Source organism: Nonomuraea sp. LPB2021202275-12-8 (assembly GCF_037044575.1).
Classification (GTDB): Bacteria; Actinomycetota; Actinomycetes; order Streptosporangiales; family Streptosporangiaceae; genus Nonomuraea.
Genome location: NZ_JBAHWD010000040.1, coordinates 22512 through 45118, shown reverse-complemented (window position 1 = coordinate 45118; position 22607 = coordinate 22512). Strand labels below are relative to the sequence as shown.

Here is a 22607-nt window from a genome sequence, read left to right as displayed (position 1 = left end):
GCAAACTACCGACTCCACCTCAGATGTCAACCGTGTCCCGATCAGCAAGAACATCAAGTTTTCGCAGGTGGGCGCGTCCTGGCCGGCCCGGCTAAAGCGCGCTAAACCCCATTTGCCGGACCGGACGAGTGGCTTGGCAAGCCGCTCAGCGCCTCGGACAGGGGCCGTTCGTGGACGACTCCGAGCCGTTGCGTGGCACGGGTGAGGGCGACGTAGAGGTCGCTCGGTCCGCGTGGCGACTGCGCGGCGATGAGGTCGGGCTCGGCGACGATCACCGAGTCGAACTCCAGTCCCTTGGCGTCCGCCACCGCGAGCACGGCCACGGGGGCGTCCAGCGCCGCCGCGCCGCGGGCCCGGCCGGCTCCCGGGGCGATCACCACCGCGCCCTCGATCGCGCCGCGGACCGTCTCGCCCAGCTCGGCGAGCATCGCGTCGGGCACCACCACGGCCACCTTGCCGCCCTCGCCCACCTCCGCCTTGACCAGCTCGGGCAGCGCCGCAAGCGGCGCCGCCCAGGGCTCGACGCCGCCTTCGCGCACCGAGGCGGGCGGCTCAAGGGCGGGATCGATGGTGGCGAGCACCCGGGAGGCGAGCGCCATCAGCTCCACCGGCGTGCGGTAGTTGACGGTCAGCCGCTCCTGCCGCCAGCGCCCGGCCACGTACGGGTCGAGCACCTCGCCCCAGGATCGGGCCCCGGCGGTCGAGCCGGTCTGCGCGATGTCGCCGACGATCGTCATCGACCGGGTGGGGACGCGGCGCATGACCGAGCGCCAGGCCATCGGCGACAGCTCCTGCGCCTCGTCCACGATCACGTGGCCGTAGGCCCAGTTGCGGTCGGCGGCGGCCCGCTCGGCGGTGGTGAGATAGGGGCCCTCGCCGCGATGCCGTTCGGCGAGGCGTTCGGCGTCCATGACGTCCGACAGGCCCGTCAGCTCGAGAACCTCGCGGGCGTAGGCGAGTTCGGCCTCGCGCTCGTGCTCCTCTGCCTGCCTGGCCGCGGCGAGCTCCTCCTCGGCCTGCATCGCGGTCGCGCGCAGCACCTGCTCGTCGATCTCGCCGAGCAGCTCCGCCGCCTCGTCGAGGAGCGGCACGTCGGACTCGGTCCATTCGCCGGCTCCGTCGCGGCGCAGCAGCGCCCGCTCCGCCGGGGAGAGCGCGGAGGCGGCGTGGTCGAGCCGCTCGGCGGAGCCGTACAGGCCCAGCAGCAGGCGCTGCGGGGTCAGGTAGGGCCACAGCCGGTTCAGGGCGGACCTGACGACCGGCTCGGTGCGCAGCTCCTCGCGCAGGTCGGCCAGCTCGTCCTCGTCGATCAGCCCCTTGCCGAGCTTCTTGGCCACCTGCCTGGCCAGGGCGTTGAGCAGGGACCTGACGAAGGTGGTGCGGGCCTGGTTGTGCGGGCGGCGGGCGCGGGTGGCCTTGTTGCGCGCCGCTTCGAGCATGTTGCGGTCGATGGTGAGGGTGTAGCGGCCCAGGTTCAGCTCGACGGGCTTGCGCGGGACCCGCTGCCTGTCGCGGACGGCCCTGGCGAGCACCTCGGCCATGCGCAGGTCGCCCTTGAGCGCGGCCACCTCGGGCCGCTCCCTGGCGGTGGCGGTCAGGCCGGGGTAGAGCTCGCCGACCGTCGACAGCAGCACGTCCGTCTCGCCGAGCGAGGGCAGGACCTGCTCGATGTAGCGCAGGAAGGTGAGGTTCGGGCCGAGGATGAGCACGCCGCGGCGCTCCAGGCGCTCCCTGTGCGTGTAGAGCAGGTAGGCGGCCCGGTGCAGCGCGACGACGGTCTTGCCGGTGCCGGGGCCGCCCTGGACGACCAGCACGCCGCTCAGGTCCGACCTGATGACGCGGTCCTGCTCGCCCTGGATGGTGGCGACGATGTCGCGCATCCGGCCGGTGCGCCGCTCGTCCAGCGCGGCCAGCAGCGCGGCCTCGCCGTTCAGCGTGGCGCGGTCGTCGTCGGTGAGCGCGTCGAAGTCGAGCAGGTCGTCCTCGACGACCTTCACCACGCGCCCCTTGGTCTGCAGATGACGGCGCCTGGTCACGCCCATCGGCGCGGCGGGGGTGGCACGGTAGAACGGCTGCGCCACGGGGGCGCGCCAGTCGATCAGCAGCCGCTCCTGCTCGTCGTCCGTCAGGCCGAGCTTGCCGATGTAGAGCCGGCCCTCGTCGGCGTGGTCGAGCCGGCCGAAGACCAGTCCGCGCTCCACCGCCCACAGCCGGGCCAGCCTGGTGGCGTACATTTCGGCGAAGGTGTCGCGCTCCGACCGGTTCTGCATCGTCCCGACGGCGCCGGCCGCCAGCACTTCCTTGAGCTGTCCCTGGGTACGCTCGCGCAGCACGTCGAGACGGTCGTAGAGACGGGTGACGTACGTCTGCTCCTTGGCGAGCTCTGTTTGACGCGTTGCCGCCTGACCATTAATGTGGTTAATGGGACACTCCGGGCCATTCTGCTTGTTGTTACGACAAACGACGACATTAGCATGCCTGTCGAGGCACTCCCACTCTTCCGCGTGATCCCCCTTCCCCGCGACGATCACGGCTCGGTTTCGACTCTTGACCGAATACCCCTCACCTCCTTACGTTCCTTCAGTTAGGAAAGTTTCCTAACTGCTGGGGTGAAGAGGTGACAGTGAGCGATCCCGTGCCGGGCACTCCCAGTCTGCTACGCGCCATCAACGATCGCGCCGCACTGCGCGTACTTCTCGAGCGCGGCCCCCTGACCCGCCCCGAGATCGGCACGCTGACGGGCCTGTCCAAGCCGACGGCCTCCCAGCTGCTGTCCCGGCTGCGGGAGGCGGGCCTGGTGGTCCTCGACGGCGTGAGGGAGGGCCTGCCGGGCCGTACGGCGGAGGTCTACCGCATCAACCCCGAGGCGGCGTACGCGGCCGCGCTCGACGTCACCTCCACCCGCATCGAGGCCCGGGTGGCCGATCTGGCCGGCACGGTCGTCGGCGAGTACACGCTGACCACCACGCCGCGGCCCCGGGGCACGCTGGCCGAGCGGCTGCGCGCGGCGCTGGCGGGCGCGCGCCCGCCCGAGCCGCCGCGCCGGGTGGTGATCGGCGTCCAGGCCGCGCTCGACCCCGCGTCCGGCAGGCTCGGCTACGCCACCGCCGAGGACATGCCCGGCTGGCACATCGACGACCTGGAGCGGACGCTCGGCGAGGGCCTCGGCGTACCGGTCTCGGTGGAGAACAACGTCAACCTGGTGGCGCTGGCCGAGCAGGCGCACGGCTCGGCGCGCGGCGTGCCCGACTTCGTGCTGCTGTGGGCGGACGACGGCATCGGCGCGGCCATCGTGCTCGGCGGCCGGATGCACCGCGGCGCCACCGGAGGCGCCGGCGAGGTGGGCTACATGCCCACGCCGGGCGCGCCCACCGCCCGCGAGACCGGCCGGTACGCCGACCACGGCTACCAGGCGCTCACCGGCGGATCGGCCGTGCTGGGCGTGCTGCGGGCGCACGGCGTCGCGGGCGCGGACCCGCGCCAGGCGGTCGCGAACGCGGTGTCCGCCGTGGCGGGCTCCGGCGCCCACGCCGCCGAGGCCGGGGCGGCCCTGCGTGAGGTCGCGGCGCGGATGGCGATGGGGCTGGCCACCATCACCTCCGTCGTGGATCCGGGCCTGATCGTGCTGACCGGCGGGGTGGCCCTGTCGGGCGGCGAGGTGCTGCGCGAGCTGATCGAGGACGAGCTGCACACCCTGACCATCCCCCGCCCTCGGGTGCGCCTTTCGGACCTGGAGGGCAACCCGGTCCTCGCCGGCGCGCTCGACCTCGCCCTGAGAACCGTCCGGGACGAGGTCTTCGACTCGCGATGACAGGGAGACAAGAGCTGAGACTGGCTGTGATCGGAGGCGGGCCGCGGCCCGTACCGTGACGTCGATGATCGAGGCGCTGGGGGGTCGCCGCCGCGCCCCGCAGGCCGTTCGGCGAGCCCCGCGGCTGACCGGTTCCGGAAGGCGCGTCAAAATCTCTTATCGAATGGGATGCGGGGTGATCTATGGGGCACTAGGTCATCGATGTCCACACCCGATCTCCTCCTCGCCATCGGCGGCGCCGCCGCCCTCCTCGCCGCCCTGCTGCCCGGCATCATCGCCCGGCGGGCGGTCTCCCTGCCGTTGACCTACCTGGTCGCGGGCGTTCTGCTGTTCATGCTGCCGATCGGGCTGCCTGAGCCCGACCCGATCGCGCACCGGGTCGCGCTGGAGCACATCACCGAACTCTGCGTCGTCATCTCCCTGATGGGGGCGGGGCTGGCGATCAACCGGCGGGCGGGGCTGCACAGCTGGGCCACGACCTGGCGGCTGCTCGGCTGGGCGATGCCGCTCACCGTCGCCGCGGTCGCCGCCGTGGCCTTCTTCCTGCTGGGCTGGCCGCTCGGGGCGGCGCTGCTGCTCGGCGCGGTGCTGGCGCCCACCGACCCGGTGCTCGCCTCAGACGTCAGCGTGGGCGAACCGGTCGACGCGGCCAACGCCGACGACGAGGTCCGCTTCGCGCTGACCTCCGAGGCGGGCCTGAACGACGGGCTGGCCTTCCCGATCGTGTACGCGGCCATCGCCGTAGCGACGGTGGGCGGCGCGGGCTGGGTGGGCGAATGGGCCCTGGTGGACGTCCTCTACAGGACCGCCGCCGGGGTGATCTGCGGCCTGCTGCTGGGCAAACTGCTCGGTCGGCTCTTCTTCCATGCCGGCGAGGAGAAGCTGCGGCTGGCCGAGCACCGCGACGGCTTCGTCGCCCTGGCCGCCACGTTCCTCGCGTACGGCCTGACGGAGCTCGCGCACGGCTACGGCTTCGTCGCGGTGTTCGTCACCGCGTGCACCATCAGGAACGCCGAGCGCGGCCACGGCTACAACAACATCCTGCACGGCTTCGTGGAGCAGATCGAGCGGCTGCTGACCGCCTGGCTGCTGCTCCTGCTCGGCGGTTTCGTCGCGAGCGGCGGCCTGGCGGCGCTCACCTGGCGCGGCGCGGCCGTCGGCGTCCTGCTGCTGCTCGTGATCCGCCCGCTGGCGGGCTGGCTGAGCCAGCTCCGCGGCTCCGCCGGGCCGCGGGAGCGTGTCGTGATCTCGTTCTTCGGCATCCGCGGCATCGGCTCCCTGTTCTATCTCGCCTATGCGCTGGGCCAGGCGGATTTCGGCGTCCCCGCCGAGGAGCTGTGGGCGGTGGTCGGATTCACCGTGCTGGCCTCGGTCGTGCTGCACGGCGTCACCGCCACCCCCGCCATGGACCGCCTGGACATGCTCCGCGAACGCAAGGAGAGGTCGGCCGCCGGCGGCTCATGAGGCCCGGATGGTCAACCCGTACCGCGCGCCGCCCCTGGAGGCGGGGAGGCGGGACCGCAGCCGGCCGGAGAGCGCCGGGGCTTCACTCGGCGGCGGCCGGCTCGCCCGTTCCTTTCACGTCCGGGGCGCGGTGCTCGTACGGGGTGCTGAGCACGACCGTGGTGCGGGTGGAGACGTTCGCGGCGGCGCGGATCTGCTGCAGCAGCTCCTCCAGCGCCACCGGCGAGGCGACCCGCACCTTGAGGATGTAGCTCTCGTCGCCCGCCACGCTGTGGCATGCCTCGATGGCCGTCAGGTGGGCCAGCCTGTCGGGGGCGTCGTCGGGCGCGGCCGGGTCGATCGGCTTGATCGACACGAACGCGGTGAGCGGCAGCCCGATCGCGTCGTAGTCGATGATCGCGGAGTAACCGCGCAGCACGCCGCGCTTCTCCAGGCGGCGCACCCGCTGGTGCACCGCCGACACCGACAGCCCGGTCTCCCTGGCCAGGTCGGTGAAACTCATCCGGCCGTCCTCTGCCAGCAGCGTGACGATCCGGCGGTCGATCTCCTCCATCGGTCAAAGGTAGCCGGTAGAGGTCACGACATTGTCCCGACCGGGGAGGCGCCCATCCGCAGGGCGTGCTCCACGAGTGTGACGAGCACGTCCCTGCTCGAGTCGCGCCTGCGGGCGTCGCAGCGCACGATCGGGACGCCCGGCTCCAGGCCCAGCGCCTGGCGCACCTCGCCGACGGTGAAGGGACGGGCGCCGTCGAAGCAGTTGAGCGCCACCACGAACGGCTGGCGGCGCTTTTCGAAGTAGTCGATGGCCGGAAAGCAGTCGGCCAGGCGGCGGGTGTCGGCGAGCACCACGGCGCCGAGCGCGCCGAGGGCCAGGTCGTCCCAGACGAACAGGAAACGCTCCTGGCCGGGGGTGCCGAACAGGTAGAGCATGTAGTCGCCGCGGATGGTGATGCGGCCGAAGTCCATGGCCACGGTGGTGGTCGGTTTGGCCTCGACGCCGGCCAGGTCGTCGATGTGCAGGCCCATGTGGGTGAGCGCCTCTTCGGTGCGCAGCGGCCGGGTCTCCGACACGGCCCCCACCATGGTGGTCTTGCCCGCGCCGAAGCCACCCGCGATCAGAATCTTGATCGGGGTGGGCAGCCGCCACCGTTCAGAGCGACCGAAATCCATCCAGCACCGCCTGTACTTCCTTCCGCGCCGGCACTCTCAGCCCGCGGCGCCGCAGTCAGTGGCTCCTGTCAAGGCGTCGAGCAAAATTGATCCACCTGCCTGGCATCGAGACACCTTAGCAATGCCACAAATTCCACTCAAGCGCCAGACATCCTCAGAAATCAACATGTCACCGTTTGACGCTTATAGCCTCATTCGTCGCCCAGGATTCTGGCAGCAGTAAAGCTAGCTTGTCATGCTATCTGACCTTCTCGTTACTCATGACGCCCATAGCCTGAAGAGCCCGAATAGCCGGAAATATTGTGATAACCAGCGTTAAAACCCATTTGTCGCCATAAGTAGTCAGCCGCGCGCGGACTGCGTCCCCGCACCCGCCCGATCAGCTCGCCCGCCTCGCCCGCCAGGTCGGCCATCGCCTCGGTCACCTCGCCCCTGCTGACGCCGAGCATGAGCACGTTGAGGTCGCCCCAGCTCACATCCCGCCGGTAGGAGGCCAGGTCGCCGAGCAGATGCAGGTAGCGCTGCACGTGCCCGCTGACCGTGCGCAGCTCCTCCAGATGGCTTCTGGACCACCCGTCGCCGGCGTAGATCCAGTGCGACAGATCCACGAAGCAGCTGCCGCGGCTGTCGGCGTTGTCCACGAAGCGCGAGAGCGTGACCTCGGCCCCGGTGTCACGCCACACCCACGCCCTGGCCATCCCGGCGAGCATCCTGGCGAGCTGGTCCCGCCAGAGCCAGCGCAGGTCGCCGAACTCCTTGACCGTGGCCAGTTCGTCACGCAGGTCGGCCAGGAAACGGGTCACGGCCGTCCTCGGCGCCGCGCCGTCGGCGACCGACAGGCAGTCCCGGATCAGCGCGTTCACCTGGTCGCGGGTGGAGGCGGTGTGGTCCACGAGCCGGTCGAGGGCCAGCACCCACAGTGCCGTCCGGTTTGCGATCTTCAACCTGTCGGCCGTGGCCCAGGGGGCGCTGAACGCGGCGGCCAGCGACCGCGCGGTGTAGAAGTCGCCGTCGAAGGCCGCGGCCGGGAACAGCCCGCCGTACATCTGGGCGCAACGCCGCAGGTCCCTGCCGCACTCGGCGGCCAGCGCACAGGTCCGGCCCAGCTCGAACGCCATGTCCGGCTCGCCGCCCGGCATCCCTAGGTCCGCTCGATCGGCACTCGGATCATGAGCGAGGACTCCCCCAATACCCGCGGTTACCCCTGTGTGGTGAATTGTCACATGATCACGAGCATCCGATCAAGGTACAGCAGCGTGGCCCCGGTCAGCCCGCTCCGATGGCGACGAACGACACGTCGTCGCCCCGGGCCTCGCACAGCGCCTCGGCCAGCGTGAGACCACGTCTGAGGCCGGCGTGCAGGCGGACCATGACGGGCACCGCCATCTCGTCGTTCACCGGCACGACGCTCGCCACGATGCCGGCCGTACCGAGGTGGAGCAGGGCGGTGGCCAGGCCGAGCAGCTCGTCGGCGCCGACGGCGGCCATCTGCGCCGAGTCGCAGCTCGACAGCACCAGCCGGTAGGGGGCGCGGCGCAGCCGCTCCAGGTCATACACGGTGAGCGGCCCGTCGTCGAGGTGCAGCGAGGAGAACAGCGGGCTGTCGGACCGGAACGTGCCGTGCGCGGCCAGGTGCGCCAGCAGGCAGCCGTCGATGGCCGTCAGCACGGCCGACGTGGTGGCGGCCCCACCGGCCAGCACCGTGACCGGGGCGAGCGAGCCGGTCCGGCCGTCAGCCTCACTGCGCGCCTGTGGGGGAAGGCCGTGGTCGGGCTCCGCGCCGGAGCCGCCGTACAGCTCGGCGATGGCGCGCACCTCGGCCGGGGCGTTCGCCACGGCCGGACCGCGGACCAGGACGACGCCGCCGGAAGGCGGCGGGGCCGCGGCGCGGGCGCGCAGCCAGGCCGCGGCGGACGGCGCGACGCTGAAGGCGGTGCGCCGCAGTGACGGCAGCAGCCCCCACGGCGTGGCGTGCAGGATGCTGGGCGGCACCACCACGCACGGCCCGCCGCCGAGCCGGCGGGCGACGGGCCCGAGCACGGCCGCCTCCAGCCGGTGCCCGAGCTCGGCCAGCTCGGCCTGGTCGGGGTGGCGTTCGTAGGCGAGGCGGCGCAGCCTGGAGCGGGCGAACTCCATCTCGGCGACCGCGTCCGAGGCCGGCCCCACCTCGTGCCTGCGCACCCGCCCGCGAGCGCACAGCAGCACGTGCAGCGTGCCGTCGATCACCACGAGCTCGGCGAGCACGCCGCCGGCGCCCAGCGCGGCGGGGATCTGCGCGCATCCGGGCGCGCGATCCTCACGCTCGCCGGGGCCGCGCATGCGCAGCGTCCTGGCCCGCACCTGCGCCTCCAGGCGCCCACGGTCGCGCTCCAGGGTGACGGCCGAGGCCGCGCCGCCGGAGCGGGCCGTGGCGAGCAGGTGGTCGAGCCGGCGCAGGGCGGCGAGCCTGCCGAGCAGCTCCTGGTCGTGCGGCGGGCGGACGGGGGGCACGGCCAGCGCGGTGGCGCGCCACCGCTCGGTCCAGGCGAGCAGCTCCCGGCTGCGGCCGGCGTGCAGCAGGTGGCGCAGGGCGAGCCTGGCCAGCTCGACGCCCTGCGCCGTGACCAGCGCGCGCAGCTCGGACGAGCCGAAGGTGAGCCGGTGCTCCTCGATGAGGTCCAGCCCCGACCGGCAGGCGTGCAGCAGGCGGCGCGGCTGCCCGGCCGCGTCGGCGCGCAGCGCCTCGGCCAGCCAGCCGCCGGCCCTGGACGTGGCGGGCCCGCGGTGCCGGGCCCGCGCGGCGGCGGCCAGGTGGTGCTCGGCCACGCCGTGGTCGCCGAGCCTCAGCGCGGTGCGCCCGGCCAGCAGGTGCGCCTGCCACACCTCGGGCGAGCCAAGCTCGGTCAGCCGGGTCGCCAGCCTCCGGGCGGTGGCCAGCAGCCGCGGCGTCGCCTGCCCTTCGGCGAGCCAGGCCTGCACGAGAATGAGCCGCGCGTGCTCGGCCCACCACTCGCGCCGCTGCCCCGCGAACAGCGTGCGAGCCTCGGCGGCGCGTTCGCGGGCGGTGGCCGGGTCCGCGGCGAGCAGCGCGGCCCGCGCGGCGAGAAGGAGCAGCTCGGCCCGCCGGGTGGCCTGGCCGCGCAGCCGGGCGAGCAGCCGCAGCCCGCCGTCGGCGTGCTCCAGCGCCTCGCGCGCCAGCCCGGCCGCGAGCAGCACGGCGCACCGGTCGGCGACCAGGTCCAGCATCGGCGTGCCGAGCTTCTGGAACCCCTCGTCGGCCTGGTCGAGCAGGTCCAGCGCGGCCGGCAGGTCACCGGCCACGAAGGCGGCCACCCCGCGATTCTGGACGGCGACGACCGAGTCGTGCTCCTGCCGGGTGGTGGCGAACATCCCCTGAGCTGTGCGGAAGTCGGCGTCGGCGCCCTCGACCGAGCCCAGGGCGAGCTGTACGTGCCCGCGCAGCGTCAGCGCCCGGGCCGCCCAGACGGTGTCGCCGGCCCTGCGCAGCGCGGGGGCGGCGAGCCTGAGGTCGCCGAGCGCCTCGCGGTGCCAGCCGAGGATCCAGCGCGCTCCGGCGCGGCGGAACAGCACCCGGGCGCGGGTGGTGCCGTTCGCGCGCGAGACCGCGGTGTCCAGCGCCGCCAGGCCCGAACGCGTCCTGCCGTGCTGCACCAGCGCGATGCCGAGCGTGGCCAGCACGTCGGCCTCCCGGTCGGGCGAGCCGGCCAGCCGCGCCAGCCGTACGGCCTGCCGCAGCTCGCGGATCGCCGCCCGCAGATCGCCGAACTCCCGGTGCAGGATGCCGATCGCCTGCCGGGCGATCGAGGAGTCGTACGGCCCGCGCCCGCTCGCCAGCATGGCCCTGGCCGCTTTCAGTGCCTCCTGGGGGCGCGCGAACACCATGGCCAGCACGTCGTGCGGATCGTCGGGAACCCGGGCTCCGGACACCCATCGATGGTAGGTCCGAGGCCCCCTCACGTCCACGGATGTATCATCCGCCTCCCCGGCTGCTCATACAGGCATAGGCCCTTTTCTTCCAGGAGGAGCGACGATGAGCACACCGGAGCGCGACACCCGCTTCTGGGCCCAGCTCGAGATGCTGAACGCGGCACTGCCCGACGGCATGCGGGCGGTGGCCGGTCCGCGGGGCGCCGCGCCGGACTCATCCGTCCTGCCGGAGTTCGCCCACCTCGACGAACACGTCCTGGTCCCGGCCGCCGACCTGGACCAGGCCGCCGACCTCGTCCAGGAACTCGTTCCGGGCGACGCCGAGCTCCGCGTCACCTGGCCTCCCGAGCAGGACGCCGGCCGGGTCTCGGTCCGCAGGCTGTACGTCGGCGACAGGAGCCCCCGGCTGGTCGCCGACGAGCTCACCCGACGGCAGGTACGGGCCACACCGGTGCACTTCGTGACCGTGGCCGGGGTCAACCTCTGCCCCGGCGACGAGCCGGTCCCGAGCGCCGAGCCGCTGAGACCGCCGAGAGCCGCGCACGACCTGGGCGAAGGCGCACGGGTCACGGTCATCGACACCGGCCTGGTCCACGACTACCTCGACCACCAGTGGCTCGCGGGCAGCTCCGGCGTGCCGGAGATCCCCCAGGTGGACGGCGACGTCACCTCCGCGGGCGAAGAGCTCGACGCGAACGGCCTGATCAAGCCGTACGTCGGCCACGGCACGTTCATCGCCGGGATCGTGCGCTGCACCGCGCCGAGCGCCGACGTGCGCGTCCTCAACGCCTTCCCCTACGGCGGCGCCGTCATGGAGGACCAGCTCGGCCTCGTCATCCGCGACGCGCTCGACACCCACGGCTGGCCCGACGTCATCTCGCTGTCGGCCGGGACCAGGACCGAGAACGCGCGGGCGCTGCTCGGCCTGGCCGACTTCATGGCGGAGCTGGCCCGGCACCCGGACACGGTGCTGGTCGCCGCCGCGGGCAACGACGGCGTCACGGACCCGTTCTGGCCCGCCGCGTACGCCGGCCAGCCGATCAACGCCTCCGGCGACATGGTGATCTCCGTCGGCGCGCTGCGCGAGGACGGGCTCGGCCGGGCCTGCTTCAGCAACCACGGGAGCTGGGTCACGCTCTACGCTCCCGGCGAGCGCCTGGTGAACGCCTTCACCTCCGGGCCGTACGAGTACGGCTACCCGCACCGCACCGGCTGCCGGTTCCACGCCCACGGCCTCTATCCCGGCTGCGCCTGCGTCGCCCCGATGCACGACGGGGACAAGGCGACCTTCGGCGGCCTGGCGCAGTGGAGCGGCACGTCGTTCGCCACCCCCATCATCGCCGGGCTCATCGCCGCCCGGATGTCGCAGGCCCGGATCTCCTCGCGGGAGGCGGCCCGGCAGCTCGTGGAGGGGCGTCTGGCCGTACCGGATCTCAGCGGTTACCCCCGGTGAGGCACCAGCCCCCTGTCCTGGAGCGTCTCACGAAATATCATGAGGCTTCCGCCCCTGGACAGGGAAGGACCGCCGTGGACGACACCGCAGCACTCGTGGGGGCAGCCGCGGGAGGGGATGCCGGCGCGTGGAAGGAGCTCTACCAGCGCTACAGCGGGCTGGTCTGGTCGGTGGCACGCGCCTACCTGCCCGGCGCCGCCGACGCCCAGGACGTGGCGCAGACGACGTGGTTCCGCTTCGCCGAGCACCTCACCCGGATCCGCGACCCCGGCAAGGCCGGAGCCTGGCTCGCCAGCACGGCCAGGAACGAGGCGTTACGCGTCATCCGCACCAGCGGCAGGTCCATCCCGGTCAGCGACGTGGGCCTGATGGGGCTGGACGTGGACGAGCGCTCGCCGGAGCACGCGCTGCTGGAGGCCGAGGAGGCCGTCGCCGACGCCGAGCGGGCGCAGGAGGTGTGGGCGGCCTTCCAGGAGCTGTCCGAGCGCTGCCGCCGCCTGCTGCGCGTCCTCATCGCCTCGCCCAGGCCCACCTACCAGGAGGTCGCGACCGGCCTCGGCATCGCGGTGGGCAGCGTCGGCCCCATGCGGGGCCGCTGCCTCAGGCGGCTCGGCGTGCTGCTCGCGCGCCGCGGAGTGACGGGGAGTTCGGGGTGAACGACATGGATGACGACTTCGGCCTGGAGAACGAGCTGCGCGCCATCGCCGACCTGCTGGACCCCGTGCCGCCGGAACTGCTCGATGACGCGATGCAGGCGTTCACGCTCAGGACCCTCGACGCCGAGCTGGCCTTGCTCGCCTTCGACTCCTGGGAGGAGGAGAGCGCCACCCGGGTGCGGGGCCACGGCCGGCCGCGACTGCTCACGTTCCGGGCGGCCGAGGTGGTGGTCGAGCTGGAGGTGACCGGCGCGCGGCTGGTGGGGCGGGTGCAGCCCGGCGAGCCCGCCGAGATCGGTGTCCAGCGGCGTGACTCCGAGACGCGCCTGCGCTCGGACGAGCTGGGCCGCTTCACCACCGACGCGCTCTCCCCCGGCCCGCTGCGGCTGCGCGTCACCCCGCGCCGTGGCGGTCCCGTGGTCACGTCGTGGATCCGCATCTGACGGCCTCACGAGAGCGGCCCGTGCCTCACCGCGCCCTGCCCCGCAGGTGCTCCCTGGCCATGCTGAGGTCCGCACCTGTCTCGCCGCGTCTGGTTCCGCGGCGTGTCGAGGGACCCCGCGCGGCCAATCCGGGCACGCGCGTGGCGGCGTCGCGCACGTGCCCGGACCGTACGCGCGAACGGCGCGCACGCTCCGCGACCTCGCCTGCCGGCTCGCGTCCCCGTTCCGGGCCTGGAACGCGAGCCGGGGCACCCCCGCCGCGCCGGTCCCCTCCTCCGGCGCGGCGCCGTTGATCGTCTCTACGTTACGAGAGCGGCCCGCCGGCCGCGCCAGGGTGCGACCTAGGGTTTTCCCCGTACTCGGCCAGCTTCGCCGCCAGCGCGACGCGGGAGCCGATCCCCAGCTTGATGTAGATCTTGCCGATGTGGTACTCGACGGTCTTGACGCTGATCAGCAGCTCCCGGGCGATCTGCCGGTTGGTCAGGCCGTCGGCCACCAGCGTGGCGGTGCTGAATTCCTGCGGCGTCAGCCCCAGCCGCGCCGTCACGGCCGGCTCCAGCCCGCACGCCTCCAGCTCCTGGGCGCACCGCGCGACGAGCGGGCGGGCGCCCAGCCAGGCGAAGATCGCCCGAGCCGCCTGCAGGCGCTCGGCCGCCGCCCTCCGCCTGCCCGTACGGCGCAGCAGACGGCCCAGGTCGAGCAGCACGCGCGCCTCCTCCATCGGGCACGCCCCCGCCTCCACGAGGGCCAGCGCGGCGGCGAAACTCTCCTCCGCGTCCGTTGGAACGTTCCGCGCCGCGAGCAGCAGGCCGCCCAGCCTGGCCCGCTGGGCACGCGCCCGGGGCCCCGCGCCGGCGGCGTCCATCCCGGCGAGCACGGCCTCGGCCTCGTCCAGCGCCCCTTCGGCCACGAACGTCTCCACGAGCTGCGGCCTCGGATCCGGCGCGAAGGCGTCGGCCACGGCAGGCGCCGCCGCGCCCGCACCCAGCAGCGCCATCGCCAGATCGGCCTGCGCCTCCCCGAGGGCGTTGTGCTGGCGGCGCGCCACCGACCGGGCCGCGCCCGCGTGCGCGAGCGCCCGCTCCTGCTCGCCCTGCGCCGCCAGCGGTGCCACGCACACCACTCGCAGGCACGGCAGCAGCCAGCGCTGCCCCAGCTCGCCCGCCTCGGCGACGGCCCGCTCGGCCCGCTCCACGGCGTCCGCCCACCGCCCGTCGCGATACTCCGCCACCGCCAGCAGCGCGACGGCCAGCAGCCGGTGGTGCGGCAGCCCGGCCTTGCCCAGCGCCGCCACGGTCCGGCCCAGCACCGCGCGCGCCTCGTCGACGTGGTCGTCGCGCAGCAGCCCGACCGCCCTGGCCACGCTGTCGGCGGGCGCCCCAGGGCACGGCTCGCCGCTCAGCGCGAGCACGTCGAACGGGCGGGCCGCGGCCCCCTGGATCGGCTGCTCGATGGCGAGCCGCGCCCACCTGGCCGCCTCCTGTCTGTCGTGCCTGAGCAGGTGCAGCCAGGCGAGCTGCTCCGCGGTGTCGGCCGCGAACCCCGGCTCCCGATGCGGCCAGGCGTCGGCCAGCAACCGTCCGGCCTCATCCAGCCGCCCCCACGCCAGAGCCAGCCGCCCCAGCACGTACCGGCGCACCGGCCGCGGGTCCACGTTCGGCGCGGCCGCCAGCTCGGCCGCCCGCACGGCATCGCCGCCGAGCAGCACATGCTCCAGCGCCGCCGTCCTCAGCTCGTCGCGCCTGACCGCCGACTCGGTGAGCCCCGCGGCCAGCTCCAGGTGGGTGGCGGCGTCGTGCCACAGCCCGTGCTGCGCCTCCTTGGCCGCGAACCTGCCGAGCTCCTCGGCCAGCACCTCGTCCGGACCTCCGGCCGCCGCCGCCCGATGCCGCAGCGCCGTACCCGTGTCGTCGACGAACCGGGCGGCGGCGAGGTGCAGGCGGGCGCGCGTCCCGGCGCCGAGCCGGCCATAGACGGCGGCCCGTGCCAGCGGGTCGGGGAAGGCGATCACGCGCCCGGGCAGCTCCACGAGCAGCCCGGCGGCCACCGCCTCTTCCAGTGCGTCCAGCACCTCGTCCCCGGCACTCGCCGCCGCTCCCGCGCCTCCGGCCACCGGATCCCCTTCGGCCGCGATCCCCGCCTCCGACTCGTCTCCCAGCTCTGCGCCCACCCTCGCCACCAGCCTCGTCCCGCGGCTCGCCGTCCCCCCTCGCGGGTGGCCGGGCCGGCCCCTCGCCGCCGTGCCGGGCAGCGCGCGTGACACCGTCGCGGCCGCGAACAGGGTGCAGTGCCCGTCGAGGACCGCACACGCCGCGATCAGCGCGCGCGTGCGGTCCTCGCAGGAGCGCAGGCGCCGGATGAAGGGGCGGGCGTACGTCTCGGGCGCCGGCAGCCTCGTCCCCGGATCCGCCAGCAGCGAGACCGGGAAGGTGGCGAGCATCGCACGGGCGTGCAGCGGGTTGCCCAGGGTGTGCGCGTGCAACCGCGCCGCGGCCCGTTCGGACAGCGGCCGCCCGGAGAACGCCGACCCTGCCCGCGACGGCTCCGGCACACCCGCCGACGGGTCGTGTCCCGGCTCCCCGGAACCCTCGCGCCCGTGGCCGCCTGCCTGCCCGGAGCCGCCTCCTTCGCGCGCCGGCTCCCCCGGCCCCGCCCCGTCCCCTCGAGGCGGTGATCCGGCGCCCGCCACCCGCTCCGAGCCGCCGAGCCCGTCCTGCGAACCCGCTCCGCCGCCCCCCGGCCAGTCCAGCGAACCCGCACCAACGCCCCCCGGCCAGTCCAGCGGGCGCGCCCCCGCGTCGCCGAACCGGTCGCGGGTCCCCCACCCCGCGCCATCGGACCAGGCCTGCGCCATCACCCCGGCGCCCGGCCGCCCCAGCACCGGGAGCCGGGCCAGCTCGCCCGCGGACAGGCCGCCGAGGCAGAGCCGGCGGGTGGCGTCGGCCGCCAGGAGCCGCCGCAGCCCCTCCGGCAGCCAGGGGTCGGCGATGTCCCGGCAGGCGATCAGCACCAGCACGCGCCCGCCGCGCAGGCGGCGCAGCGCGTAGCCGAGCGCTCGCAGCGAGGGCCGATCGGCCCACTGGGCGTCGTCCACGAGCACCACGACGGGCCCGCCGGCCTGCGACCGCTCGATCACGTCGCAGATGGCCTGGCCGACGGTCCACGTGTCCTGCCCCGCCACCTCGTCCGTCAGCTGGCGGACGAGGCCGAATCTGAGCTGCCGCTCGTTCTCCTCCCCGCTGGCGGCGAGCACCCGCACATCGGCGGCCTCGTCGAGGACATGGCGGATCAGGGCCGTCTTGCCGATCCCCTCCGGCCCTTCGATCACCACCTTGCGAGCGGGCCCGACGCGCGCCAGGCTCAGTTCCGCGCGTAGCAAGGCGAGCTCCGCCATCCTCCCGACGAACATCCCGTCTCCCTCCCTTGCCCCTTGCACTCCCAGAGGGCGCGGCGACGGATTTGATACATCGACGTCGCAGAAGAGGCCGGGACACCCTGGCGTGCCCGGCACAACCAGCGCCAGCACCACCAAGGTGCACGGGCCCGAGCGGAGCAGGAACCCGACACCACCCCATGCGAAGCAGGAATCCGGCGTAGGCCGCGCGAGCGGCCCCCGTCACCGTGAACGTAAGCGGGCCGCCCGATCCCGCAGCGCGGGCGAGTCCTCGCCGAGCACGGTGGCGAGTGCCACCAGGGCGCCGTCGGCCCTGGAACGCCCCGCCTCGGCGATCCACTGCAGCGCCGCGGAGACGTACCTCTTCTCGGGCCGCAACGCCAGCGACCGTACGGCGTCGGCGAACAGCTCGTCGTCGAGCAGCCCGGCTTCGTCGGCGCGCCGCAGCTCCTCGATCGCGAGCCGCACCAGCGGCGAGGGCGCCGACGGCAGCAGCCGGACGAAGCCGAGCACCGGAATCTCGCTCGGCTCCGGCCGCAGCTGATGCCACAGCTCCACGAAGGGCGTCAGCTCACCGGCGACTCCCCCTGCCACGAACCGCCCGGCGCAACCGCCGAGCAGCACCTCGCGCGGCACCCGCCCCTGCGAGGCCAGGGCGGCCAGTGAGGCGATCGCCGAGACGCCGCGCTTGCGGCGCTCGCTCCAGGCCAGCGCGCCGGCCACCCCCGCGGACCGGAACAACCGGGGAACCATCACGTCCAGCAGCGGGTCCTCGCACAGCGGCGGCGGCTGCTCCCACCGGTGCGCCTCGGCGAGCTGCCACGCCCATCCGGCCACGAACGCGTCGCCGTCCGGCGGCTCGATCCCCGTCTCCGCCACCAGCCCGGCGGCGACGTGCCAGCCGGGGACCGCTTCGGTGCCCACCTCGACGCGTGCGCCGACGCCCGTGCCGCGCGTCTGGCGCAGCCGCCCCACGAGCCGCACGGCCAGCTCCCTGCGCCACGGGGCGGGCCGGTCCCTGATCAGTGACAGGATCCGCGCGGCGTCGGTCCGCGGCCCCAGCACGCGGCGCAACTCCCGCCGATTGAGCCAGGCGGCCACCTGCGCCGCCCCGCCCAGGCAGGCGGCGCCCGCGATGCGCAGCCCGGCCGCCTGGTCCTCGATCTCCCGCCGGCCGTCCATGCCCTCGCCGAGCCGCCCGGCCACATGGCCGGGCAACTGCACCGCCACCGCCTTGCGGCCGAGCTCGCCGAGCGTCGAGACGAACTCCGCCAGCTCCTGGTTGGCCCCGGCCTCGATCCGCTCGAGGACCTCCTGCCACGGGTTCACGCCGCCACCTCCGCCGTGTCCGCCGCTGAGGGGTCGCACCGGGCGCTGGGCGCGCCAGGGCGGCAACGGACATGCCCGGGACGCTAGCGATCGCCCCCGACAATCTGACCGGCTAGACGATCACCAGCTCGCGCGTGGTGTTGTTGAGCCGCTCCCCGCCGGACTCGGTGCACACGACTATGTCCTCGATGCGGGCGCCGTGCCGACCGGCCAGGTAGATGCCGGGCTCGACGGAGAAGGCGAAGCCGGCCTCCATGGGCTCGCCGTTGCCGGCGACGATGTACGGCTCCTCGTGCGTCTCGATGCCGATGCCGTGGCCGGTGCGGTGGATGAAAAGCTCGCCGTGGCCGGCCTCGGCGATGATCTCGCGGGCGGCGGCGTCGATCGACTCGCACGGCACGCCGGGCCGCACCGCGTCGCAGGCGGCCGCCTGGGCGCGGCGCAGCACCTCGTAGTAGGCGGCGAAGTCGGCGGGCGGCTCGCCGACGCTGTAGGTGCGGGTGGAGTCGGAGCAGTAGCCGTTGTGGAGCTGGCCGCCGATGTCGACGACGACCGGCTCGCCCGCCTGGATGACCCGGTCGGACACCTCGTGGTGCGGGCTGGCGCCGTTGGGGCCGGAGGCGACGATGACGAAGTCGACCGTGTCGTGGCCGCTGGCCAGGATGGCCTCGGCGATGTCGCGGGCCACCTCCCGCTCGGTGCGGCCGGCGCGCAGGAGGCCGGGCACCTGCCGGTGCACGGAGTCGATCGCCTCCCCCGCCTCACGCAGCGCCGCCACCTCGGCCGGGGACTTGCGCATCCGCAGCTCCCGCAGCACGCTGCCGGCCAGCACCTGCTCGGCGCCCGGCAGCGCGTCGCGGAAGCGCAGCGACGACATCGCCCACATCCGGTCGGCCAGCCCCACCTTGGCCACGTCGCCGAGCCGGCGGGCGGCGATCCGGTAGGGGTCTTCGGTCTCGTCCCACGCCACGAAGTCCAGACCGAGCCTGGAGGCGGGCGAGGCCTGCGCGGCCGGCAGCTCCAGGCGGGGCACCATCATGTACGGCTCCGCGGCGGCCGGCACCACCAGGCACGTCAGCCGCTCGAGCGGCTTGGCGTCGTAGCCGCTGACGTAGCGCAGATCCGGGCCGGGGGTCAGCAGCAGCGCGTCGATGCCGGCCTTGGCGGTGGCCTCCTGGACGGCGGCGAGGCGGGACACGGGGTACAAGTCTGAGGACGTCACAGGCACAATCTACTCGGATCACGCCGCCTAAAATCCGCGAAAAGGTCTCACAACACGGCAAGCTATAGCTACGTTGCGTTCACGATCGATCACGTATTGTGGGGTTAATTGTCCCGTTCCCGCGCCGTACGAGAGTGAGACCATGGTCGATGTCATCGGAGGTCACCAGCATCGTCCGATGAGCCCGGCGGCGGGGGTCGGTGGCCACATCGACGCCGAGCTGCTGGCGGTGCGGCTGGCACACGCCCAGCGGCTGGGCAACATGGGCTGGGCCGAGTGGAACCTGCGCACCGGCTGCATCATCTGGTCCGAGCAGGTCTACGCCATCTTCGGCCGCGATCCGGGCGACGGGCCGCTGCGCCTGGCCGAGCTGGCCGACCATGTCGAGCCCGCCGACCTGGCCGCGCTGGACGAGCTGCTGTGGACGGTCACGCAGGGCGTGGAGCCGGTGCAGGCGGAGTTCCGCATCCGGCGCGGCGCCGGCGACGTGCGCAGCCTGCGCATGGTGCTGGAGCCGCTCATGGCCCCCGGCGGGCCGACCGGCGTGCACGGCGTCATCCAGGACATCACCGGCCGCCGCCGCGCCGAGCGCATCATGTCCGAGTCGCGCCGCCAGCTCCTGGAGGCGCGCGTGCAGGCGGCCGAGGAGCGCCACGTGATGCTGGCGCTGCGCGAGGCGATCCTGCCCGAGCCGGTCGGCTGCCTCGACCTGCCGCGCACCCGGATCGCCGTGCGGTACGTCCCGGCCGAGAAGACGGCCAGTCTCGGCGGCGACTGGTTCGAGGCCGCGGCGCTGCCCGACGGCCGGGCGCTGCTGGCCATCGGCGACGTGTCCGGTCACGGCCTGCCCGCCATCGCGCACATGGCGCAGCTCCGGCACGCCCTGATCGGCCTCACCATGACCGGCGCGCCGCCCAACCAGCTGATGGCCTGGCTGAACGACCTGGTGCTGCACCGGCTGGCCGACACCACGGCCACAGCGATCATCGGGCACCTCGACACCGCCACCGGGGTGTTCACCTGGGGGCAGGCGGGCAATCTGGCGCCGATCCTGGTGCGCGACGGCGTGGCGGCCCAGCTCTGCCCGCCCAGGGGCGTGCTGCTCGGCGCCGCCAGCGACCGGCCGTACCACCTTGCCACGACCGAGCTGCGCGACGGCGACCTGCTGCTGATGTTCACCGACGGGCTGGTCGAGCGGCGTGACCGCGACATCGACGAGGGCCTGGACCTGGCCATGACCGCGGCCTGCAAGCTGCCGGGCTGCGATCTCGACGAAGGGCTGGACCAGCTCCTGGCCGACATCGGCGGCCCCAATCCGGAAGACGACGCGTGCTTGCTGGCGGTGGGCATACTGGGCTAGTGCTGATGCTTCTGGACACCCCGTCGCTGTACTTCCGGGCCTTCTACGGCATCCCGGAGTCGATCACCGCCCCGGACGGCATGCCCGTCAACGCCGTGCGCGGCCTCATCGACATGATCGCCACCCTGGTGCGGCAGCACTCGCCCGGCGAGCTGGCCGCCACCATGGACGCCGACTGGCGGCCCGCCTTCCGGGTGGCGGCGATCCCCACCTACAAGGCGCACCGGGTCGCGCACGGCCACACCGAGGAGGTGCCCGACACGCTGGTGCCGCAGATCCCGGTGATCGAGCAGGTGCTCGACGCGGTCGGCATCGCCCGGCTGGAGTCGCCCGGCTACGAGGCCGACGACGTCATCGGCACCCTCACCCACCAGGCGCCGGGCGCGGTCGACATCGTGACGGGCGACCGCGACCTGTTCCAGCTGGTCGACGACGCCCGCCCGGTCCGCGTGCTCTACACCGTGCGCGGCCTCCGCAACCTGCAGCTGGTGGACGAGGCGTTCGTGACGGCCAAGTACGGCGTGCCCGGCCGCGCCTACGCCGACTTCGCCACGCTCCGCGGCGACCCCAGCGACGGCCTGCCCGGCGTCGCGGGGGTGGGTGACAAGACGGCGGCCGCGCTCATCACCCGCTTCGGCTCGCTCGAAGCGCTGCTGGCCGCGCTGGACGAGGGCGTCACGGAGGGCTTCCCCGCCGGCAGCCGCAGCAAGCTGGCCGCCTCCCGCGACTATCTGACGGTGGCCCCGGCGGTGGTGAAGGTGGCGCCCGACGCGCCGCTGCCGTCCGCCGATCTGACTCTGCCCGCCAAGCCCCGCGACCCCGAGGAACTGGTGCGGCTCGCCGACCGCTACGGCCTGGACAGCCCGCTCAACCGCCTGCTTGACGTACTGCGGCGGTGATCCGGCTGTAGGTTGAGCGCGTGTCGAGTACCAGCATTCAGGTCCCTGGCGAGGTTCCCGCCCGCCTCCAAGACGGTTTCGACCGGATCCGCCGCGAGCTCAAGTTGCCCGGCGAGTTCCCGCAGGCCGTGCTCGACGAGGCCGAGTGGGTGGCCGAGGTGCCGAGACCCGGCGGCAAGGACCTGACGGACCTGCCGTTCATCACCGTCGACCCGCCCGGCTCGATGGATCTCGACCAGGCCCTGCACCTCGAGCGGCTGCACGGCGGCTACCGCGTCTGGTACGCGATCGCCGACGTGGGCGCGTTCGTGCGGCCGGGCGGTGTGATCGACGCCGAGGCCCGCGCCCGCGGCGCGACGATCTACCTGCCGACCGGCAACGTGCCGCTGCACCCGCGGGTGCTGTCGGAGGGCGCGGCCAGCCTGCTGCCCGGCGCGACCCGGCCCGCCGTGGTGTGGCGGATCGACCTCGACGCCGACGGCGTCACGGTGGGCGCCGACGTGCAGCGGGCGCTGGTACGCAGCCGCGAGCGGCTCGACTACGACTATGTGCAGGCGGCCGTCGACACCGGCACCGCCGACGGCACGCTGAACCTGCTGGCCGAGATCGGCCGGCTCAGGCTGGAGCTGGAGCGCGAGCGCGGCGGCGTCACGCTGCCGACGCCGGAGCAGGAGATGGTGCCCGCCGACGGCGGGTTCAGCCTCGAATACCGGCTGCCGCTGCCGGCCGAGGCGTGGAACGCCCAGATCTCCCTGCTCACCGGCATGGCCGCGGCCGCCATGATGCTGGACGCGGAGATCGGCGTGCTGCGGGTGCTGCCCGCACCGCGTTCCGGCGACCTGGCCAAGGTCCGGCGGGTGGCCGAGGCGCTGGAGGTGCCCTGGCCTGAGGGCGCCTCCTACGGCGCGGTGGTGCACGGCCTGGACGCGAAGGTCCCGCAGCAGGCGGCGTTCCTGCACGAGGCGAGGGTGCTGCTGCGCGGCGCCGGTTACGTGGCCTTCGACGGGGCGCCGCCGAAGCTGGCGGACCACGCCGCGGTCGCCGCGCCGTACACGCATGTGACGGCGCCGCTGCGGCGGCTGGTGGACCGCTACGCGACGGAGGTGTGCCTGGCGGTCGCGGCCGGGGAGCCGGTTCCGGCCGACGTGCGGGCGGCGCTGGCGGCACTGCCGGAGGTGATGTCGGCGAGTGGCCGCCGGGCGGGGGCGGCCGAGCGCGCGTGCGTGGACCTGGTCGAGGCGTTCGTGCTGCGCGAGCGGGTCGGGCAGGCGTTCGGCGCGATGGTGATCGACACCGACGCCGAGCGCGGCGGCGGGCTGGTGCAGCTCGCCGATCCCGCGGTGATCGCGCGCTGTGACGGTGAGCTGCCGCTCGGCGAGCAGGTGACCGTGCGGCTCGTCCAGGCGGACCCGGCGACCCGCGAGGTCCGTTTCACGCTCTCCTGATCAAGGTCTTGTGCTCCTCCCGCCGATTACGGCA

16 protein-coding genes are annotated in these 22607 nt (G+C 73.9%); 8 read left to right on the top strand and 8 right to left on the bottom strand.

The genetic code is table 11. From position 1 onward, the window contains the following. Positions 1-101: 101 nt before the first annotated feature. On the bottom strand, positions 102-2270 hold the full coding sequence (locus V5E28_RS42020) for a HelD family protein (RefSeq protein WP_442945956.1): 2169 nt from the start codon (positions 2268-2270) through the stop codon (positions 102-104). Between the two features lie 353 nt (positions 2271-2623). Here V5E28_RS42020 and V5E28_RS42015 point away from each other — a divergent pair, with 353 nt between their 5' ends. Continuing rightward, entirely contained in the window at positions 2624-3811 is a 1188-nt protein-coding gene (locus V5E28_RS42015) for an ROK family transcriptional regulator (RefSeq protein ID WP_336215531.1), read from the top strand. Between the two features lie 201 nt (positions 3812-4012). Beyond that, positions 4013-5275 (top strand): cation:proton antiporter, encoded by a 1263-nt coding sequence (locus V5E28_RS42010; protein WP_336215529.1) that lies wholly within the window; start codon positions 4013-4015, stop codon positions 5273-5275. Between the two features lie 82 nt (positions 5276-5357). Here the strand turns inward: V5E28_RS42010 and V5E28_RS42005 are convergent, their stop codons facing one another. The 4 genes from V5E28_RS42005 to V5E28_RS41990 form a co-directional block, all read right to left on the bottom strand. Continuing rightward, positions 5358-5828, bottom strand: coding sequence for an Lrp/AsnC family transcriptional regulator (locus tag V5E28_RS42005; protein WP_336215528.1), 471 nt, complete (start codon positions 5826-5828; stop codon positions 5358-5360). 23 nt (positions 5829-5851) lie between these two features. Next, the gene (locus tag V5E28_RS42000) at positions 5852-6445 is read right to left on the bottom strand and encodes a GTP-binding protein (RefSeq protein WP_336215526.1); all 594 of its coding nucleotides are present in this window, start codon (positions 6443-6445) and stop codon (positions 5852-5854) included. Positions 6446-6699: 254 nt separating this feature from the next. Then, positions 6700-7563: a terpene synthase family protein gene (locus V5E28_RS41995; protein ID WP_336215524.1), complete on the bottom strand. Its 864-nt coding sequence runs from the start codon at positions 7561-7563 to the stop codon at positions 6700-6702. A gap of 148 nt (positions 7564-7711) precedes the next feature. Then, positions 7712-10372 (bottom strand): CHAT domain-containing protein, encoded by a 2661-nt coding sequence (locus tag V5E28_RS41990; RefSeq protein ID WP_336215522.1) that lies wholly within the window; start codon positions 10370-10372, stop codon positions 7712-7714. Between the two features lie 103 nt (positions 10373-10475). Here V5E28_RS41990 and V5E28_RS41985 point away from each other — a divergent pair, with 103 nt between their 5' ends. From V5E28_RS41985 to V5E28_RS41975, 3 genes are all read left to right on the top strand, one after another. Next, on the top strand, positions 10476-11825 hold the full coding sequence (locus V5E28_RS41985; RefSeq protein WP_336215521.1) for a S8 family peptidase: 1350 nt from the start codon (positions 10476-10478) through the stop codon (positions 11823-11825). 74 nt (positions 11826-11899) lie between these two features. After that, positions 11900-12481 carry an RNA polymerase sigma factor gene (locus V5E28_RS41980; RefSeq protein ID WP_336215518.1) on the top strand — a complete coding sequence of 194 codons (582 nt, stop codon included), beginning with the start codon at positions 11900-11902 and terminating at the stop codon, positions 12479-12481. Continuing rightward, positions 12478-12924 carry a hypothetical protein gene (locus tag V5E28_RS41975; RefSeq protein ID WP_336215517.1) on the top strand — a complete coding sequence of 149 codons (447 nt, stop codon included), beginning with the start codon at positions 12478-12480 and terminating at the stop codon, positions 12922-12924. The genes V5E28_RS41980 and V5E28_RS41975 overlap by 4 nt, the downstream gene beginning before the upstream one ends. Positions 12925-13228: 304 nt before the next feature. Here the strand turns inward: V5E28_RS41975 and V5E28_RS41970 are convergent, their stop codons facing one another. From V5E28_RS41970 to V5E28_RS41960, 3 genes are all read right to left on the bottom strand, one after another. Beyond that, on the bottom strand, positions 13229-16333 hold the full coding sequence (locus V5E28_RS41970; RefSeq protein WP_336215515.1) for a LuxR family transcriptional regulator: 3105 nt from the start codon (positions 16331-16333) through the stop codon (positions 13229-13231). A gap of 207 nt (positions 16334-16540) precedes the next feature. Further along, positions 16541-17647 (bottom strand): hypothetical protein, encoded by a 1107-nt coding sequence (locus tag V5E28_RS41965; RefSeq protein WP_336215513.1) that lies wholly within the window; start codon positions 17645-17647, stop codon positions 16541-16543. Between the two features lie 112 nt (positions 17648-17759). After that, positions 17760-18854 (bottom strand): M24 family metallopeptidase, encoded by a 1095-nt coding sequence (locus V5E28_RS41960; protein ID WP_336215601.1) that lies wholly within the window; start codon positions 18852-18854, stop codon positions 17760-17762. Between the two features lie 193 nt (positions 18855-19047). Here V5E28_RS41960 and V5E28_RS41955 point away from each other — a divergent pair, with 193 nt between their 5' ends. The 3 genes from V5E28_RS41955 to V5E28_RS41945 are packed head-to-tail and all read left to right on the top strand — an operon-like array spanning position 19048 to position 22573. Further along, entirely contained in the window at positions 19048-20229 is a 1182-nt protein-coding gene (locus tag V5E28_RS41955) for a PP2C family protein-serine/threonine phosphatase (protein WP_336215512.1), read from the top strand. Positions 20230-20234: 5 nt separating this feature from the next. After that, a complete protein-coding gene (locus V5E28_RS41950; RefSeq protein ID WP_336215600.1) occupies positions 20235-21128 on the top strand; it encodes a 5'-3' exonuclease in 894 nt (297 codons plus the stop codon). Between the two features lie 20 nt (positions 21129-21148). Then, positions 21149-22573 (top strand): RNB domain-containing ribonuclease, encoded by a 1425-nt coding sequence (locus tag V5E28_RS41945; protein ID WP_336215510.1) that lies wholly within the window; start codon positions 21149-21151, stop codon positions 22571-22573. Positions 22574-22607 lie beyond the last annotated feature (34 nt).

Excerpts from the sequence above, each read along its gene's own strand:
- V5E28_RS42020 (WP_442945956.1), bottom strand. The coding sequence starts at position 2,270 with ATGCAGAACCGGTCGGAGCGCGACACCTTCGCCGAAATGTACGCCACC.
- V5E28_RS42010 (WP_336215529.1), top strand. The coding sequence starts at position 4,013 with ATGTCCACACCCGATCTCCTCCTCGCCATCGGCGGCGCCGCCGCCCTC.
- V5E28_RS42005 (WP_336215528.1), bottom strand. The coding sequence starts at position 5,828 with ATGGAGGAGATCGACCGCCGGATCGTCACGCTGCTGGCAGAGGACGGC.
- V5E28_RS42000 (WP_336215526.1), bottom strand. The coding sequence starts at position 6,445 with ATGGATTTCGGTCGCTCTGAACGGTGGCGGCTGCCCACCCCGATCAAG.
- V5E28_RS41995 (WP_336215524.1), bottom strand. The coding sequence starts at position 7,563 with ATGGCGTTCGAGCTGGGCCGGACCTGTGCGCTGGCCGCCGAGTGCGGC.
- V5E28_RS41985 (WP_336215521.1), top strand. The coding sequence starts at position 10,476 with ATGAGCACACCGGAGCGCGACACCCGCTTCTGGGCCCAGCTCGAGATG.
- V5E28_RS41970 (WP_336215515.1), bottom strand. The coding sequence starts at position 16,333 with ATGTTCGTCGGGAGGATGGCGGAGCTCGCCTTGCTACGCGCGGAACTG.
- V5E28_RS41955 (WP_336215512.1), top strand. The coding sequence starts at position 19,048 with ATGAGCCCGGCGGCGGGGGTCGGTGGCCACATCGACGCCGAGCTGCTG.
- V5E28_RS41950 (WP_336215600.1), top strand. The coding sequence starts at position 20,235 with ATGCTTCTGGACACCCCGTCGCTGTACTTCCGGGCCTTCTACGGCATC.